The sequence below is a fragment of the Bradyrhizobium jicamae genome, from assembly GCF_018130215.1.
GTDB classification, from domain to species: Bacteria; Pseudomonadota; Alphaproteobacteria; order Rhizobiales; family Xanthobacteraceae; genus Bradyrhizobium; species Bradyrhizobium jicamae_A.
The window spans coordinates 112,425-127,817 of the sequence record NZ_JAFCKQ010000015.1 but is presented as its reverse complement, the minus strand read 5'-3'; the positions used below and the strand labels follow the sequence as shown (position 1 = coordinate 127,817).

Below are 15,393 nucleotides of genomic sequence, written 5' to 3'. Positions count from 1 at the left end.
AAAGAGGGCAGCTACGTCACCTTCTCCAGCTTCTGCAGGCACCGCGTCACCCGCACGGTCGCCGGCATCTCGGTCTCCGGAAAACTCGTCTTCCAGTCGGTGACGCCGACCTCGCCGACATAGATGTCGCCCCTCGAATCCAGCGCGATGCCGTGCGGTGCCAGGAATTTTCCGGTTTCGATGCCGGGGCCGTGCTCGCCGCCGAGGCGCGCGATGCGGTTGCCCCGGCTGTCTACGATCGAGAGCCGCGGGCCGAGATTGGGCACCTTGCGGTTGACCGCCATCCCGGGGCCGAGCTCGCCGACGATGAAGTTGGGCTGCTTGCCGCCTCCGCAGCAGCACAGCGCGCAGGGCCGGTGCAGGTTGTTCCACTGCGTCTCGTATTGGCCGTTGCCGTCGAACACCTGCACCCGGTGGTTCTCGCGGTCGGCGACATAGACCCATCCGTCGGCATCGGTCGCGATGTTGTGCACGATGTTGAACTGGCCGGGATCGGTGCCGGGTTCGCCCCAGCTTTTGATCAGTTTGCCGTCCGGAGTGAACTTGTGGACGCAGGCATTGCCGTAGCCGTCGGAGACGTAGATCTCGCCCTTCGGCGACAGCGCAGTGTGGGTGCAGCGGTGGAACGGCTCGCCGCTCATGAACGGCGCCGGCTTGTTCGGGATGCCGATCGTCAGCAGCACCTTGCCGTCAACCGTGCATTTGCGCACCGTGTGGTCGCCATCATCGGTGCAATAGAGATGGTCGTCGGCGTCGACATGCAAGCCATGGGCACGCGAGAACACGCCTTCGCCCCAGCTCCGGATGAAATTCCCCTCGCGGTCGAGCACCACCATCGGATGTTCGCCGCGGTTGAAGACGTAGATGCGGTCCTTGCTGTCGACGGCGACGGAGGCGACGTCGGTCAGGCTCCAGCCATCGGGGAGTCTTGCCCAGTTTTCGACGACGCGGTAGCGATGCTCGCCGGTGCCGAGGATCGTTGGCATTTTCTTCTCTCTCCCAGGAATGTCATTCCGGGACGATGCGCAGCACCGAACCCGGAATCTCGAGATTCCGGGTTCGCGCTACGCGCGCCCGGAACGACGGTGATCGTTACGGCAGCTTCGCCACCGGCCCGACATCACGCGGCAACAACCCCACCTCGATCGCCTTGACCTGCAGCGCGAGATATTGCGAGTTGATGCGGCATTGCGCGAGGCTGCCGGCGATGAACCAGAGGCCGGGCTGCGACGTGCGGGTGTACATGTTGCGCAGCTCCTGGCCGTCGCCGAAGCCCCAGATCGGGCCGACGCGATCAGCCATGGCTTCGCCGAACAGTCTCTTCACCAGCTCTTCCTGCGGCCGGTAGCCGGTTGCGAGCACGATCAGGTCGGCCGCGATTGTCTCGCCGCTCTTCAGCCGCGCGCCCTCGGGCACGAAGGTGTCGATGTCGGAGAACTGCTTCAGCTTGATCGCGCCACTCGCGACCAGATCGGAGCACCCGACGTTGAAGTAATAGCCGCCGCCGCGGGTGAGGTATTTGAACTGCCAGCCGGTGCCGCCCTCGCCGAAGTCGAGCCTGAAGCCGGCGCGGACAAGTCCGTCGAGCAGCGGCTTGTCGAGTTCCTTCGATTGCTCGGTCATCAGCACATGGCTGCGCCTGGCAAGCGGGAGCGGCATCGAAGTCGCGATGAGATCGTTGTCCTCGAGCGTGCCTTCGTTGTAGGCGGCGTAGGCGAGCTGCGCCGAGGGCTCGATATTGGTGATCAGGGTCGAGGAGCGCTGCACCAGCGTCACCTCGGCGCCGGAGGAATGCAAGTCCTGCGCGATATCGTGGCCGCTGTTGCCGGTGCCGATCACCAGTGCGCGCTTGCCCTGCCAGTCCTCGCCGTCTTCATAGCCGCTGGAATGCACGACCTTGCCGGCGAAATTCTTCAGGCCCACGATCTCGGGCCGGTTCGGGATGCCGCTCACGCCGGTCGCCATCACGACATGGCGCGGCTGCATCATGCGCGTGGTGCCGTCGGCGCGGCGCAGTTCGACTCTCCAGTGCCCTTGCGCCTCGTCATAGCTGCCGCCCGCGAATTCGGTGCCGGTCCAGAAATTCAGCTCCATGGCGTCGACATAGGATTCGAACCAGTTGGCGAGCTTGTCTTTCGGGATATAGACCGGCCAGTTCGGCGGGAACGGCATGTAGGGCATGTGGTTGACCTGCACCTGGTTGTGCAAGGTCAGCGCGTGGTAACGCTTGCGCCAGTTGTCGCCGACCCGTGCCTCGCGGTCGACGATCAAAGCGTCGATCTCGAGCTGCTTCAGCCGTGCGGCGATCGCGAGCCCGGCCTGGCCGCCGCCGACCACGAGCACGTCAGGATCGCGGTCGGCATAGTCCGCCGACGCCTTGCGCTGATCGAGCCAGTTGGGGCCGCGGAAGTCGCGGGAATAGGCTTGCCCGCGCGGCCGTGTCCGGCCTTGCTGCTCCTCGAAACCCTTGAGCTCCTCGAGCGCGGTGAGCAGCGTCCAGGCCTTCAGTCTGTTGTCGTCGTCGGCGTCGGGGATCAGCCGCACGATGCCGTGGCCGCGGCCGACAGCCGTCTCGAACCTGAAGATCGCCTCGATCGCATTGGTGCCGGCGCGCATTGCACGCCGCGGCGCGGCGCGATCTGCAGCGATGCGGAAATTGCGTGGCGCGCTGCGCTGCGCATGGGCGGGCAGTTCAGCGAGGATCGAAAAGGCCCGACTGACGGTCTGGATGTTCCAGGTCAGCGCGAGCACGTCTCGCCAATGGCTGTCCGGATGGAACAGCGGCTTCAGCAGCACATCGTCGGGGCTGGCCAGCGCGTCCTCGAACTGCACGAGCCAATTGTCGGCGGCAACCGAAATGTCGTCCGTCTTGTCGAGCATAGGGCGTCTCTCGTCATCGGCCGTCTTGGCGACGGTTTCTCTGGTGGCGTTCAGATGACGCGAAGCCTATACCGATCCGCCGGCTTGCCGAAAGGGCGTGACGGAATGCCGCCTATTCGAACAGCGACAGGATCAAGCCTTGATCCGGCGGAATATGGCCCTGCAGGGTATCGAGATAAGCCTCGCTGACGGCTGACGGCCCATGCCGCTCGATGACTTCCAGCCACTGCGGCAGAAGCGGTGCGAGCCCCGCCCATGCCGCGCCGAAGCGCCGGTCGACGCCGCCCGGCCCCCATTCCTTCGCCCGCTTGCGGATCTGGTCTGGCGCAAAGAACCGGACCGGCTTCGCACCGGGAAGCGCGGGCTCGTCAGCGTCGCTCGCGCGATGGGTGAGCCCGATCTGGCCGGAATATTTCATCTGTGCGCCGAAGTGCCGGTGCAGGGTCTCACGGAGCGCGCTGTTGCCGGCCATGTCGACATAGGCGACCGGCTTCGCCGCCGGCATCGCGGTGACGCGGTCATAGGTGATGACCTCGTCATAACAACCGAGCGAGGTGACGAAGTCGACATTGCCTTTGGAGGTCAGCCCGATCACCCGGATGCCGAGCTGTTTGTGCAGGAGATAGGCGAGACCGAACGCGGTCTTGCTCGATGCCGACGACAGGATCACGCTGCTCGCGCCGAAGAAGTCGTTCTCGGCGAGGAAATCGTCGACCATGAACGACAGCATGAACAAGGGTACCATCAGCGCCCGGTAATCGCCCTGTCGTCCGGCATAGGTCGGATCGCCGGAGACGCGGGCATAGGCATTGTAGACCGGCGAAACCTCCTGTCGGTGCGCGGCAGCATCGCGCAAGCCGCGCTTGCCGACGTCGGCCGCCTCGATGACGAGATGCGTCGCCATCGGGAAATAGCCGAACAGCGTCTCGCCGACCGCGACATTGGGATGCTTCGAGGCGATCACCTCGCCAAAGCCCCAGACCGGGATGGTGCCGTAGCCATCGGGTGCCGGGAACAGTTGCCAGTATTTCAGCCGGTCGCCGACCACGGCGTAGGTGATATTGTTGGCGGTGAGCGCGAACCTGACGACCTTGACCAACAAGGTGTCCGCCGGCAGCGCCGCGGCATCAGGCAGTTGCGTTTCGATCACCTTGCATTGCTGCAGATCGTCGCGGATGACGATGAAGTCGGTGGAGTTCATGTCTGCGATCCCGGCTTGTTGCGTGCAGCGATCCTTGCCTCGCTCGCGTCCGCCCTGCAACAGCAACAAAGTTTCAAACGCTGTTTGCCGCGCCGTCAATCCGCCGCGCGGAGATGCCCGTCGCGATAGAGATCGCGCAGCTTGCGCTTGAAGATCTTGCCGGTGGCTTCGCGCGGCAGCGCATCCATGAAGCGGATGTCCTTCGGCACCTTGAAGTTGGCGAGCTTGCCGCGCAGGAAATCCTGGACAGCGGCAGCCGACAGCGTGGCGCCGGCCTCCGGCTCCACGCAGGCGAACAGCCGCTCGCCATATTCGTCATCGGGAACGCCGAACACCGCGCAGTCGCGCACGCCTGCCATGCCGATCAGCGCATTCTCGATCTCGGCGGGATAGATGTTGACGCCGCCCGAGATCACCATGTCGCGCTTGCGGTCGCACAGGAAAAGATAGCCGTCGGCGTCGAGATAGCCGACGTCGCCGACGCTGACGAGGCCGTCGCGGTCGGCCTCGGCGCGCGCCCTGGCGTTGCCGTGGTAATCGAAATCCGATACCGCCGTCTGGCGCATGAAGATCTCGCCGGGCTCGCCGACGTCGCACAGCGTGCCGTCCGGCCGGAAGACCTTGACGATTCCGCCCTCGATGGCGCGGCCGACCGTGCCGGGCTTCGCCAGCGCTTCCGCCGCCGTGTGCCAGACCGGGATGCCGGTCTCGGTGGCACCGAGATACTCGTTGATCACCAGTCCCCACCAGTCGATCATCGCGCGCTTGACATCGACCGGGCAGGGCGCCGCGCCGTGGACAATGAAGCGCAGCGAGGACAGGTCGTACCGGCGGCGCGTCTCTTCCGGCAGGCGCAACAGCCGCACGAACATGGTCGGCACCATGTGCATGTGGCTGACGCGATGGCGTTCGATCAGTTGCAGGAGGTCCTCGGGATCGAAGCGCGGCTCCAGCACGATGGTGCAGCCGCAGCGGAACGCAAACATCCCGTAGGAGTTCGGGGCCGAATGGTACATCGGTCCGTTCATCAGGATGACCTGATTGTCGTCAGGCTGGACGCCGAAGGTGATGGTGCCGATGCGCGCCGCGGCCGCCTGCTGCTCTGGCGGCATCGGCTTGCGCCGCACGCCCTTGGGCAGGCCGGTGGTGCCCGACGTGTAGAACATCGGCGCCGCACCGATCGGCGCGTCCGTGAACGGCTGCTGTTGATCGCGCCAGGCGTCCCAGTCGGTCATGCCGTCAGGCACGCGGGCGAGTGCCGGCGTCACGCCATAGGCCGCGGCGATCTCCGGCGGGGTCGACACGACCAGCAGATTGGTCCCGGACGGCAGGCCCTCGCGGATCTGCGGCAGCAGGTCGGCGTGGCAGACCAGCGTGTCGGCGCCGGAGTCGGACAGGATGTAGGCGACCTCGTCGGCCTTCAAATGCCAGTTGATCGGCACCACCGGGCTCCCGAGCGCAGCCGAAGCCACGGCCACCTCGAAAAGCGCGAAATCGTTGCGCAGCATCATGGCGACAGGCTTGCCGCCCTGCACGCCGAGCGTACGGAAACCGTTGGCCGCCCGCGCGATGCGAGCATGGATCTCGCCGTAGCTGATGCGTCGCTCGCCGCTGATGATCATGGCCGTCTCGTCCCCTGAATTCTAGCTGCGCGCGGCCGGCGTGGCTCACTTCGCCGTCGCAAATGCGATGATCGGTGACCAGATCGCGTCCGGCATCTCTTTATAGATGGCGTTGTGGTCGAATCCATCAATCACGTCGGAGGTCTTCGCTCCCTCCTTGGCATCATACACCTTTTGCCCGAGGTCGAAGGGGATCGTCTTGTCCGACCGGCTGTGGACCCACAGCAGGGGAATCGACAGGCTGCGCGCAGCGTCCACATTGTTCCAGACATCAGGCAGCTTGAGGATGGCCTGCTCGGGCGCGCCGCCGCGGATCGCGATGTCGCGCAGCGACGAGAACGGGCTCGCCGCGATCGCGCAATCCGGCTTCGCGGCACCATGCGTCGCGGCATAAAGCATCGGTCCGCCGCCGAGCGAGTGGCTGAGCAGGCAACGGCGTCCGGTGGCGGGAAACAGCTTCAGAAATGCGTCGAGAGCAGCGACGCCATCGGCGTTCATGTTGTCGATCGTGCCCGGCGGGCTGCTCTTGCCGTGACCGGAATAGTCGAACACCAGCGAGGAGACGCATTTGTCGTGGAGATACTTCTGCACCGCGATCCAGTCGGCGACGGTCTCGTTGCGGCCGTGAAAGATCAGCAGCGCCAGCGCCGGCCGGCAGGAGGCGTCGGCGCGCACCAGGAAGCCGTCGAGCTTGCGATCGCCGCTCGGGATGGAGACGCGCTCGAACGGCAGGCCGACATCCGCAGGAGTCGCTTGAGACAATTCGCCCGGATTGAGGGTGCCCTTCTCGAAGCTGCTCCAAGGGCCGTCGCCGGCCAACGCCATGACCGGCAGCGTCGTGACCGCGACGCAAAGGATCAACGCCGAGAGCGAACGCCTCATCCTGCCTTCCCTGAGATTTTTTAGTTCGCAATCAGGCGCTCAGCCGCGTCGCGAAACTGTCGCGTGCCTGCGCCAGCTCGGCCTTGAGCCGTTCGACGAGTTCGGCGACCGGCGGAGCGTCGGTGATCTGGCCGATGCCCTGGCCCGAGCCCCAGATGTCGCGCCAGGCCTTGGCCTTCGTGTTGCCGCCGGAGCCGAAATTCATCTTCGACTTGTCGGCGACCGGGAGATTGTCGGGATCGAGCCCCGCGGCCGCGATCGACGGCCCCAGATAATTGCCGTGCACGCCGGTGAACAGGTTCGAGTAGACGATGTCGTGCGCGGCGTGCTCGGTCAGCGCCTGCTTGTACCTGATATCGGCATTGGCTTCCGCGGTCGCGATGAAGCGGGTGCCGACATAGGCAAGATCGGCGCCGAGCGCGAGCGCGGACGCAATGCTCCAGCCGTCGGAGATCGCGCCCGACAGCAGGATCGTTCCCTTGAACCACTGCTTGACCTCGCGCACCAGCGCGAACGGCGACAGCGTGCCGGCATGCCCGCCCGCGCCGGCGCACACCAGGATCAGGCCGTCGACGCCCTGCTCGGCGGCCTTGCGCGCGTGCTTGACGTTGATGACGTCGTGGAACACGACGCCGCCATAGGAATGCGCGGCCTCGACGATCTCCGACGGCGGGCGCAGCGAGGTGATGATGACAGGTACCTTGTGCTTCACGCAGGTTTCCATGTCGTGCATCAGCCGGTCATTCGATGCGTGGCAGATCTGGTTGACCGCGTAGGGTGCGACCTTCTTCTCCGGATGCAGCGCCTGGTATTCGCCGAGCTCGTTCTCGATCCGCGTCAGCCACTCGTCGAGCTTCTCGACCGGGCGGGCATTCAGCGCCGGAAACGAGCCGACGATGCCGGCCTTGCACTGCGCGATCACAAGTTCCGGTCCCGACACGATGAACAGCGGGGAGCCGACGACCGGCAGTTCGAGCCTGTTGGCGAGTGACGCGGGCAGCGGCATCTTTCGGGTCCTCCATGCGCGTGACGGCCGGCCGGCGGCCGGGGCGGGATCGCGTGTTGTTGTGGTTGCTGGAGCGATGGCTCTCTTGCGGAGCAATATAAGGGTGGACGGCGCTGGCGTGATGTTCAATATTGAACGCCTGATTGGCCAGAAATGAACGCTCGGGCTGCATGGACTGGGATCTCTGCAAGACGTTCGTCGCGGTGGCGGAGACGCGGAGCCTCGCTGGTGCAGCGCGGCGCCTGCGCATCAGTCATCCGACCGTCGGCCGCAACGTCGCGGCGCTCGAGCGGCAGCTCGGCACCCGTCTGTTTGCCCGTTCCAATGACGGGCTGTCGCTGACGTCGCACGGCCGCAAGTTCCGCGAGCACGCCGAGGCGATGGCTGCGGCCGCGCTGCGCGCTGAGGCCGCGGCGTCGGCGACCGGCGCGCAGGCCCGCGGCGTCGTCAAGCTGTCGATCGGCGCGACGCTGGCCTCGCACTGGCTGATGCCGCAGCTCGGGCCGTTCCTGCGCGATCACGCCAGCATCCAGCTCGAGATCATCACCCATCCGTTTCCGGCGAGCGTGCGCCGCCGCGAGGCCGACGTGGTGCTGCGCCCGGTCGATGCGGGGGACGAGAACCTGATCGGCCGGCGGATCGGGCGGCTCGGCGCCGGCTTCTACGCCTCGCGCGATTATGCCGCCGGACGCAGGCTTCCCGAACGCGCCGACGAGTGGAAGGGCCACAGCGTGATCGGCTTTGCCGACCAGGCCTCGAATGCGCATCTGGCGCGCTGGAGCGACTTCGTCACGCGGAAGGGCACGATGGCGATGCGCTGTTCCTCGCAGGGCGACATGCTGGCGGCCGCGCGCGCGGGGCTCGGAATCTCCGCGCTGTCCTGCCTGGTCGCGGCGCCCTATCCCGATCTGGTCCGGGTCGCGCCGGAAAAGCTCACGAGCCTCTCCGATCTCTGGCTGCTCGCGCATCCCGACCTGGTCGAGCTTCCCGCGGTGCGCGCCGTGATCGGCTTCGTCACCGGCTGCGCGCGGGCGGACCGCGTCCGGCTGCGCGGGTAACTATTTCGCATCCGCGATGACGCCCTCGCGGTTCTTGAGCACGCGATAATAGGCCCACCACAGATGTGCCGCGGCGCCGCGCAGCGGACGCCAGGGCTCGGCGAGCGGCGCCATCTGCTTCGGCGTCGGCCGCTCCTTCAGGCCGAGGCCGATCTTGACCGCTTCCTGCACGGCGAGGTCGCCGGCCGGCCAGGCATCACCATGGCCGAGACAGAACAGCAGATAGACGTCGGCGGTCCACGGGCCGATGCCGGGCAGCGCGGTCAGAGTGTTGTGCGCGGCGTCGGCTTCCTCGTTGGCGAGCACGTCGAGGTTCAGCCGCTCCTCCGAAAGCTCGCGCGCGATGTGCTTCAGCGCCTTGATCTTGGCGGCTGACAGGCCGAGCCGGCCGAGCCGGGCGGCTCGCGCCTTGCGGATTACGTCATGATGAAACGGATCGAATGCGGTGCTGACGCGGCCCCAGATCGCCGCCGCGCTCGCAGTCGAGAGCTGCTGACCGCAGATGATCGCGGCCAGCCCCGCAAAACCCGGTTCGCGCTGCCGGATCGCCGGCATGCCGGTCAGCTCAAGGATCGGCCGGAGCCGCCGGTCCTGATCGACGAGCTTGTGAATGGCGTCGTCGAGGTCGGCCTGGGTTTCGAGGTGGATCAACATTGGCGGGTCTTTGTCAAACTTGTCATGCGCGGGCTTGACCCGCGCATCCATCTTCTATCGTAACAGAGCTTATTCAGATTGAGCGCCGGGTCGAGCCCGGCAACGACGACGATCACCATGCCGCCCGTTTTCCGCTTTGCACCAAGTCCGAACGGCTACCTGCATCTCGGTCATGCCTATTCGGCGCTGCTCAATTTCGACCTGGCGCGACAGGCGGGCGGGCGCTTGCTGCTGCGGATCGAGGATATCGACGCGACACGCTGCCGTCCCGAGTTCGAGGAGGCGATCTACGAGGACCTTGCCTGGCTCGGCGTCGCCTGGGAAACGCCGGTGCGGCGGCAGTCGGAGCATTTTGCCGCGTATCGCGCGGCGATCGACGGATTGTCGGAACAGGGGCTGATCTATCCGAGCTTCGAGAGCCGGGCCGAGATCGCGCGGCTGGTCGCGGGCAAGGAAGCCGCCGGGCCGTGGCCGCGGGATCCGGACGGCGCGCCGCTCTATCCTGGCACGGCCAGGTCCCTGCATACCGACGCGCGCGATCGCCTGATCGGGCAGGGTGCGCCGTTCGCGCTGCGGCTCGACATGGCAGCGGCCATCGCGCGCGCCGGCGAGCTCTGCTGGCACGAGCATGGTGAAGGTCCCGCCGGTGCGACCGGCGAGGTCGCCGCCCGTCCGGAGGACTGGGGCGACGTCATCCTGGCGCGCAAGGAGACCCCGACCAGCTACCATCTCTCGGTCGTGATCGACGACGCCCTGCAGGGCGTCACCGACGTGGTGCGGGGCGTGGACCTGTTCCGCTCGACGAGCGTCCATCGCCTGCTCCAGCAATTGCTCGGTCTGTCGCCACCGGCCTACCGCCACCATCCGCTGATCCGCGACGATGCCGGCCGGAAGCTTTCCAAGTCGACCCGCGCGACGGGACTGCGCGAATTACGCGCGGAGGGTGCGAGCTCGGTCGATATTCGCCGTCTGGTCGGCCTGCCGTAGTTTTGCGGTTGGTATTCGACTGACGCTGCCGTGACTCCGATGGTGCGGCCATGGCATGCTGATCCCCGGGCGGGGACAATGGAGACCATGGCGGCACCATCGCGCGGACGGCGCAACTCGCGGCAACTGAAAAAGACGCCGTCGAAAAAGCGCGCCCCGTCGGCCAAGCCGCGCCGCAAGCCCAGCGCGGCCGGGCCCAAAACCAGGTCCAAAAGCAAGACCAGGACCAGGTCCAGGTCCAGGTCCAGCCCCGGCGCCGGCGTGGTCGAAACCGCGCTCGCCGCCTTTGCCCATGAAGTCCGGACGCCGCTGACCGGGATCCTTGCGATCAGCAATCTGCTCGCGACCTCCGATCTCGGCGAGCGCGAGCGGCGCTGGGTCGACACCATCAAGGCGGGCGCGGAACATCTTGCGAGCCTGGCGACCGTCTTTGTCGACGCCGCCAGGAGCGAGGGGTTCGGGCTCGAGGTCCGGCAGGATTTCTTCGATCTGCGCACGCTGGCGCGGAATGCCGGCGACTCGCTGGCCGGTCGTGCCGCGGCCAAGGGGCTGCAGGCATCCGTCGAGCTGTCCGACAAGCTCCCCGCCTTCGCGGTCGGTGATCCCGTCCGCTTGCGGGCGGCGCTGGAGAACCTGGTCGACAACGCCGTCAAGTTCACCGAGCAGGGCCATGTCGCCCTGCAGGTGACGCCGGCACGGGCTCCCAAGGGCCGTGTCGGGGTCGTGTTCGCGGTCTCCGACAGCGGCATCGGCCTGACGCTCGATGAGGCCAAGCGTCTGTTCCGGCCGTTCTCGCAGGCCAATGTCTCGATCGCATCGCGGTTCGGCGGCGCCGGGCTCGGCCTGTCCTCGGTGAAGCAGCTCGCGCGGGCCATGGGAGGCGACATCGTCGCCAGCGCGCGCAAGGGCGGCGGTACCACGTTCACGTTGAACGTGTTGCTGGCTCTGGCGGCGGGGCCCGTCACCATCATGTCCGACGGCGATGCGGCCGGGAGCGGAGCGCGGCCGCTGCGGCTGCTCAGTGTCGAGGACAATCCGTTCGGCCGCGTGGTGCTCAACACGATCCTGACCGAGCTCGGGCACCACACCGAATTCGTCGGACAGGGCGAGGCGGCGCCCGATCGCCTCGCTCAGGGCGCCTTCGATGCGGTGCTGATGGACATGGTGCTGCCGGGTATCGGCGGCGTCGAGGCGATCACGCGCATCCGCGCGCTGCCGCCGCCACAGGGGCGCGTCGCCATCATCGGGATTTCCGGCCGGGCCGAGGACGAGGCCGCCGCGCGTGCCGCCGGCGCCGACGCCTTCCTGGTCAAGCCTGTTTCTCCGCGGGCTTTAGCGACTGCGCTGCTTGAAGCGACACGCCCCGCGGCAGCCGCGACTTGATGATCGCCGCGTTCAGTTCGCCGCCATAGACGAAGATCGCGGCTATGAAATACAGGAACACCAGCGCGATGATCACCGAGGCGAGCCCTGCATACATCGTGACGTAGTTGTTGGCGAAGCGCGCCAGGTACATGCCGAACCCGATGCCCGAGATCAGCGAGGCCACCATGGTGAAGATGATGCCGGGCAGGATCTGCATGAAGCCGCGGCGGCCGGCCGGCAGCCAGGCATGCAGGATGAAGAGCGCGACGACCAGCGCCAGCACCGTGACGCCATAGCGCGCGGTGTTGAGCAGGCTCTCGTTGGATTCGACGAAGAACGGAATGTGACGCCGCGTGGCTTCGATGATCAGCGGCCCGAGCACGATCAGGAACGCCATCGCCAGCGAGGTGAACGCGGCCACCAGCGTGTAGCCGATCGATTCCAGCCGCAGCCAGTACCAGCGACGCAGCTCGGCGACCGCGTAGGCGCGGTTCAGCGCTACCCGCAGCGCCTCGACACCGTTGGAGGCGAAGTACACCGCAAGGACAGCGCCGATGGTCAGGATATCGCCGCGGGTCGTGGTCAGCACGTCGTGGATCTGGTCGGACAGCGCGTCGGCGACCTGCCGCGGCCAGACCTGCAGCAACAGGCCGACCGCCTGGTCGGCCAGCTCCTTGGACCCGAAGAAGCCGGCGAGCGACGTCAGAACGATCAGGAACGGAAACAGCGCCATCAGCGTCGACAACGCGATATGGCTCGCGATCGCCCACCCGTCATCGGCGAGGAACGTGTAAAAGGCATCGATCACGACGTGGGTGACGTAACGAAGCTGCTTCACATTCCACCCGGCATTGTCGAAAACGGCGCGATCCGATAACGGACCCAGCTTCCGATATTATGCGTTGAAAAGCCAGTTGGTTGCATCGCCGCGGTCGGTGGAAGTCTCCTCTGCGCGGTGTTATGTACCCCCGATGGCATCCTTCCTCAGCTCGTTCGTACTTCCCATCGCAGTCGCCGCCGTCGCGCTGGTGCTGCTGCTCGGCCTCGTCAACATGATGAAGGGAGGCTCGCCGAACACGTCGCAGAAGCTGATGCGGCTGCGCGTGCTGCTGCAATTCATTGCCATCGTCATCACCATGATCGCGGTCTGGGCAATGGGACACTAGCGCCGAGATATGCGGACGGATCGCGCGCAAACTCTGGGAGATCACGACCATGGTCGTTCTCAATCGCATTTACACGCGCACCGGTGATGACGGCACCACGGCGCTCGGCTCCGGCGAGCGCCGCCCGAAATATGATCTGCGCGTCGCTGCCTATGGCACGGTCGACGAGACCAATGCCGCGATCGGCGTGGTGCGGCTGCATCTGGCTGACAGTCCCGCGCTCGATGCGATGCTGGCGCGGATCCAGAACGACCTGTTCGATCTCGGTGCCGACCTTGCGGTACCCGAGCGCGAGGGCAAGGCCGAGCGCTTGCGGGTGCTGGCGAGCCAGGTCGAGCGGCTCGAGCACGACATCGACAGTTTGAACGACCAGCTCGCGCCGCTGACCTCGTTCGTGCTGCCCGGCGGCACGCCCGCGGCCGCCTATCTGCATCTCGCCCGCACCATATGTCGCCGGGCGGAACGCGTGATGGTGGAACTCGCCGCCAGGCCCGACGAGCCGGTCAACGGCGCTGGCATCCAGTATATGAACCGCCTGTCGGATTTCCTGTTCGTTGCCAGCCGCTTCCAGAACGACAAGGGGGCCCGGGACGTGCTGTGGGTGCCCGGCCAGAACCGCTAGAGCTCCGTTCCGATGGAATCGTGTTTTCTTCACCCGAACCGGTATCCACTTCGCTCGAAAACGCTCTAAAGTGCCTCAAAATCGGGAGGCCGGTTTTTTGGCTTTGGCGCGTTGACCGGGGGTAACTGGACCTTTAGGTTCCGCGCCAGCCAACCAAAACCCATAAAATCAAGCGAAAGAGGATCGATGAAGGTTCTTGTGCCGGTAAAGCGGGTCGTCGACTACAACGTCAAGGTCCGCGTCAAGAGTGACGGATCGGGTGTTGAACTCGCCAACGTCAAGATGTCGATGAACCCGTTCGACGAGATCGCCGTCGAGGAAGCTCTGCGGCTCAAGGAAGCCGGCAAGGCGACCGAGGTGGTGGTGGTCTCGATCGGACCGGCGCAGGCTTCCGAGACCATTCGTACCGGGCTTGCGATGGGCGCCGACCGCGGCATCCTGGTCAAGGCCGAAGGCGCCGTCGAGCCGCTTGCGGTTGCCAAGATCCTCAAGTCGGTGGTCGATGCCGAGAAGCCCGGCCTCGTCATCCTCGGCAAGCAGGCGATCGACGACGACTCGAACCAGACCGGCCAGATGCTGGCCGCGCTGCTCGGCTGGTCGCAGGCGACCTTCGCCTCAAAGCTCGAGGTCGACGGCTCCGACTTCAAGGTCACGCGCGAGGTCGACGGCGGCCTGCAGACCATCAAGCTGAAGGGCCCGGCGATCGTCACCACCGACCTTCGCCTCAACGAGCCGCGCTATGCCTCGCTGCCCAACATCATGAAGGCGAAGAAGAAGCCGATCGACGACAAGAGCGCCGCGGATTACGGCGTCGACCTGACGCCGCGTCTGGAAGTGCTGAAGACGGCGGAGCCGGCGGGCCGCAAGGCGGGCGTCAAGGTCAAGGACGTCGCCGAACTCGTGAACAAGCTCAAGACCGAAGCCGGGGTTCTCTGATGACGACGCTGCTGATTGCCGAACACGACCACGAGACCCTGAAGGACGCCACCAACAAGGCGCTGACCGCAGCTTCGCAGCTCGGCGGCGATGTGCATGTGCTGGTCGCCGGCGGCGGCCAGGGCACCAAGGCGGCGGCTGAAGCCGCGGCCAAGCTCGCCGGCGTGACCAAGGTGCTGGTCGCGGAAGGCCCCGCCTACGAGCACGACCTCGCCGAACCGCTGGCCGCGCTGATCGTGGCGCTGGCCCCCGGCTATGACGCCTTCGTCGCGCCCGCGACCTCGCGCTTCAAGAACGTGATGCCGCGCGTCGCAGCGCTGCTCGACGTCATGCAGGTGTCCGAGATCATCAAGGTGGTGGCGCCCGATACATTCGAGCGTCCGATCTATGCCGGCAATGCGATCCAGACCGTGAAGTCGAAGGACGCCAAGAAGGTCATCACCGTGCGCACCTCGACCTTCGCCGCTGCCGGCGAAGGCGGCAGCGCTGATATCGAGAACGCCGCGTCGGCGGCCGATCCCGGCCTGTCGTCGTTCGTGGGCGAGGAGGTCGCCAAGAGCGACCGTCCGGAGCTGACCTCGGCCAAGATCATCGTTTCCGGCGGCCGCGCCATGCAGAGCCGCGAGAACTTCGCCAAGTACATCGAGCCGCTCGCCGACAAGCTCGGCGCCGGCGTCGGCGCCTCGCGCGCCGCGGTCGATGCCGGCTATGCGCCGAACGACTGGCAGGTCGGCCAGACCGGCAAGGTGGTGGCCCCGGAACTTTATGTCGCGGTCGGCATCTCCGGCGCAATCCAGCATCTGGCCGGCATGAAGGACTCCAAGGTGATCGTCGCCATCAACAAGGATGAGGACGCACCGATCTTCCAGGTCGCCGATTACGGCCTGGTCGCCGATCTCTACCAGGCGGTTCCGGAATTGACCGAAGCGCTCGGCAAGCTCGGAAAGTAAGCGACAAGGCACCGGCCGGATGGCAAATCTCCGGCCGGTGTTTATATTTTGGGGAAGCGTTTTC

14 protein-coding genes and 1 pseudogene are annotated in these 15,393 nt (G+C 66.1%); 7 read left to right on the top strand and 8 right to left on the bottom strand.

Going from position 1 to position 15,393, the window contains the following annotated elements; genetic code table 11:
* Positions 1–11: 11 nt before the first annotated feature.
* From JQ586_RS18535 to JQ586_RS18510, 6 genes and pseudogenes are all read right to left on the bottom strand, one after another.
* A complete protein-coding gene (locus JQ586_RS18535; RefSeq protein WP_212396039.1) occupies positions 12–986 on the bottom strand; it encodes a peptidyl-alpha-hydroxyglycine alpha-amidating lyase family protein in 975 nt (324 codons plus the stop codon).
* A gap of 106 nt (positions 987–1,092) precedes the next feature.
* Positions 1,093–2,880 (bottom strand): NAD(P)/FAD-dependent oxidoreductase, encoded by a 1,788-nt coding sequence (locus JQ586_RS18530; protein WP_212396038.1) that lies wholly within the window; start codon positions 2,878–2,880, stop codon positions 1,093–1,095.
* A 112-nt stretch (positions 2,881–2,992) separates the two neighbouring features.
* Positions 2,993–4,081 carry a DUF2855 family protein gene (locus JQ586_RS18525; RefSeq protein ID WP_212396037.1) on the bottom strand — a complete coding sequence of 363 codons (1,089 nt, stop codon included), beginning with the start codon at positions 4,079–4,081 and terminating at the stop codon, positions 2,993–2,995.
* 95 nt (positions 4,082–4,176) lie between these two features.
* Positions 4,177–5,706: pseudogene (locus tag JQ586_RS18520) on the bottom strand (acyl-CoA synthetase); the annotation flags it as partial.
* 42 nt (positions 5,707–5,748) lie between these two features.
* A complete protein-coding gene (locus JQ586_RS18515) occupies positions 5,749–6,585 on the bottom strand; it encodes an alpha/beta hydrolase (RefSeq protein ID WP_212396035.1) in 837 nt (278 codons plus the stop codon).
* Positions 6,586–6,616: 31 nt separating this feature from the next.
* Positions 6,617–7,591: a nitronate monooxygenase family protein gene (locus JQ586_RS18510; RefSeq protein WP_212396034.1), complete on the bottom strand. Its 975-nt coding sequence runs from the start codon at positions 7,589–7,591 to the stop codon at positions 6,617–6,619.
* A gap of 170 nt (positions 7,592–7,761) precedes the next feature.
* On the opposite strand from JQ586_RS18510, the gene JQ586_RS18505 reads away from it, so the two are divergent.
* Positions 7,762–8,649 (top strand): LysR family transcriptional regulator, encoded by an 888-nt coding sequence (locus JQ586_RS18505; RefSeq protein WP_212396064.1) that lies wholly within the window; start codon positions 7,762–7,764, stop codon positions 8,647–8,649.
* On the opposite strand, the gene JQ586_RS18500 is transcribed toward JQ586_RS18505, so the two are convergent.
* Positions 8,650–9,303 carry a DNA-3-methyladenine glycosylase gene (locus JQ586_RS18500; protein WP_212396033.1) on the bottom strand — a complete coding sequence of 218 codons (654 nt, stop codon included), beginning with the start codon at positions 9,301–9,303 and terminating at the stop codon, positions 8,650–8,652. It lies immediately after the preceding gene.
* Positions 9,304–9,420: 117 nt separating this feature from the next.
* Between JQ586_RS18500 and gluQRS the strand changes: the two genes are divergently transcribed.
* Positions 9,421–10,290 (top strand): tRNA glutamyl-Q(34) synthetase GluQRS, encoded by an 870-nt coding sequence (gene gluQRS / locus JQ586_RS18495; RefSeq protein ID WP_212396032.1) that lies wholly within the window; start codon positions 9,421–9,423, stop codon positions 10,288–10,290.
* Between the two features lie 87 nt (positions 10,291–10,377).
* A complete protein-coding gene (locus JQ586_RS18490; protein ID WP_212396031.1) occupies positions 10,378–11,673 on the top strand; it encodes an ATP-binding protein in 1,296 nt (431 codons plus the stop codon).
* Here JQ586_RS18490 and JQ586_RS18485 read toward each other — a convergent pair.
* Positions 11,600–12,493 carry a YihY/virulence factor BrkB family protein gene (locus JQ586_RS18485; RefSeq protein WP_212396030.1) on the bottom strand — a complete coding sequence of 298 codons (894 nt, stop codon included), beginning with the start codon at positions 12,491–12,493 and terminating at the stop codon, positions 11,600–11,602. The two genes, JQ586_RS18490 and JQ586_RS18485, sit on opposite strands and share 74 nt — an antisense overlap.
* Positions 12,494–12,626: 133 nt before the next feature.
* Here JQ586_RS18485 and JQ586_RS18480 point away from each other — a divergent pair, with 133 nt between their 5' ends.
* From JQ586_RS18480 to JQ586_RS18465, 4 genes are all read left to right on the top strand, one after another.
* Complete coding sequence (locus JQ586_RS18480; protein ID WP_212396029.1) at positions 12,627–12,821, top strand: twin transmembrane helix small protein; 195 nt, start codon at positions 12,627–12,629, stop codon at positions 12,819–12,821.
* Positions 12,822–12,870: 49 nt separating this feature from the next.
* Positions 12,871–13,443, top strand: coding sequence for a cob(I)yrinic acid a,c-diamide adenosyltransferase (locus JQ586_RS18475; RefSeq protein WP_212396028.1), 573 nt, complete (start codon positions 12,871–12,873; stop codon positions 13,441–13,443).
* 186 nt (positions 13,444–13,629) lie between these two features.
* Entirely contained in the window at positions 13,630–14,379 is a 750-nt protein-coding gene (locus tag JQ586_RS18470) for an electron transfer flavoprotein subunit beta/FixA family protein (protein ID WP_212396027.1), read from the top strand.
* Positions 14,379–15,329, top strand: a complete 951-nt coding sequence (locus JQ586_RS18465; protein WP_212396026.1) for an electron transfer flavoprotein subunit alpha/FixB family protein — start codon at positions 14,379–14,381, stop codon at positions 15,327–15,329. Before JQ586_RS18470 ends, JQ586_RS18465 begins: the two co-directional genes overlap by 1 nt.
* Positions 15,330–15,393: the final 64 nt, after the last annotated feature.

Coding starts and splice junctions, on each gene's coding strand:
- JQ586_RS18505 (WP_212396064.1), top strand. CDS start 7,762: ATGGACTGGGATCTCTGCAAGACGTTCGTCGCGGTGGCGGAGACGCGG.
- JQ586_RS18510 (WP_212396034.1), bottom strand. CDS start 7,591: ATGCCGCTGCCCGCGTCACTCGCCAACAGGCTCGAACTGCCGGTCGTC.
- JQ586_RS18530 (WP_212396038.1), bottom strand. CDS start 2,880: ATGCTCGACAAGACGGACGACATTTCGGTTGCCGCCGACAATTGGCTC.
- JQ586_RS18475 (WP_212396028.1), top strand. CDS start 12,871: ATGGTCGTTCTCAATCGCATTTACACGCGCACCGGTGATGACGGCACC.
- JQ586_RS18480 (WP_212396029.1), top strand. CDS start 12,627: ATGGCATCCTTCCTCAGCTCGTTCGTACTTCCCATCGCAGTCGCCGCC.
- gluQRS (WP_212396032.1), top strand. CDS start 9,421: ATGCCGCCCGTTTTCCGCTTTGCACCAAGTCCGAACGGCTACCTGCAT.
- JQ586_RS18500 (WP_212396033.1), bottom strand. CDS start 9,303: ATGTTGATCCACCTCGAAACCCAGGCCGACCTCGACGACGCCATTCAC.
- JQ586_RS18515 (WP_212396035.1), bottom strand. CDS start 6,585: ATGAGGCGTTCGCTCTCGGCGTTGATCCTTTGCGTCGCGGTCACGACG.
- JQ586_RS18535 (WP_212396039.1), bottom strand. CDS start 986: ATGCCAACGATCCTCGGCACCGGCGAGCATCGCTACCGCGTCGTCGAA.
- JQ586_RS18490 (WP_212396031.1), top strand. CDS start 10,378: ATGGCGGCACCATCGCGCGGACGGCGCAACTCGCGGCAACTGAAAAAG.
- JQ586_RS18525 (WP_212396037.1), bottom strand. CDS start 4,081: ATGAACTCCACCGACTTCATCGTCATCCGCGACGATCTGCAGCAATGC.
- JQ586_RS18470 (WP_212396027.1), top strand. CDS start 13,630: ATGAAGGTTCTTGTGCCGGTAAAGCGGGTCGTCGACTACAACGTCAAG.
- JQ586_RS18465 (WP_212396026.1), top strand. CDS start 14,379: ATGACGACGCTGCTGATTGCCGAACACGACCACGAGACCCTGAAGGAC.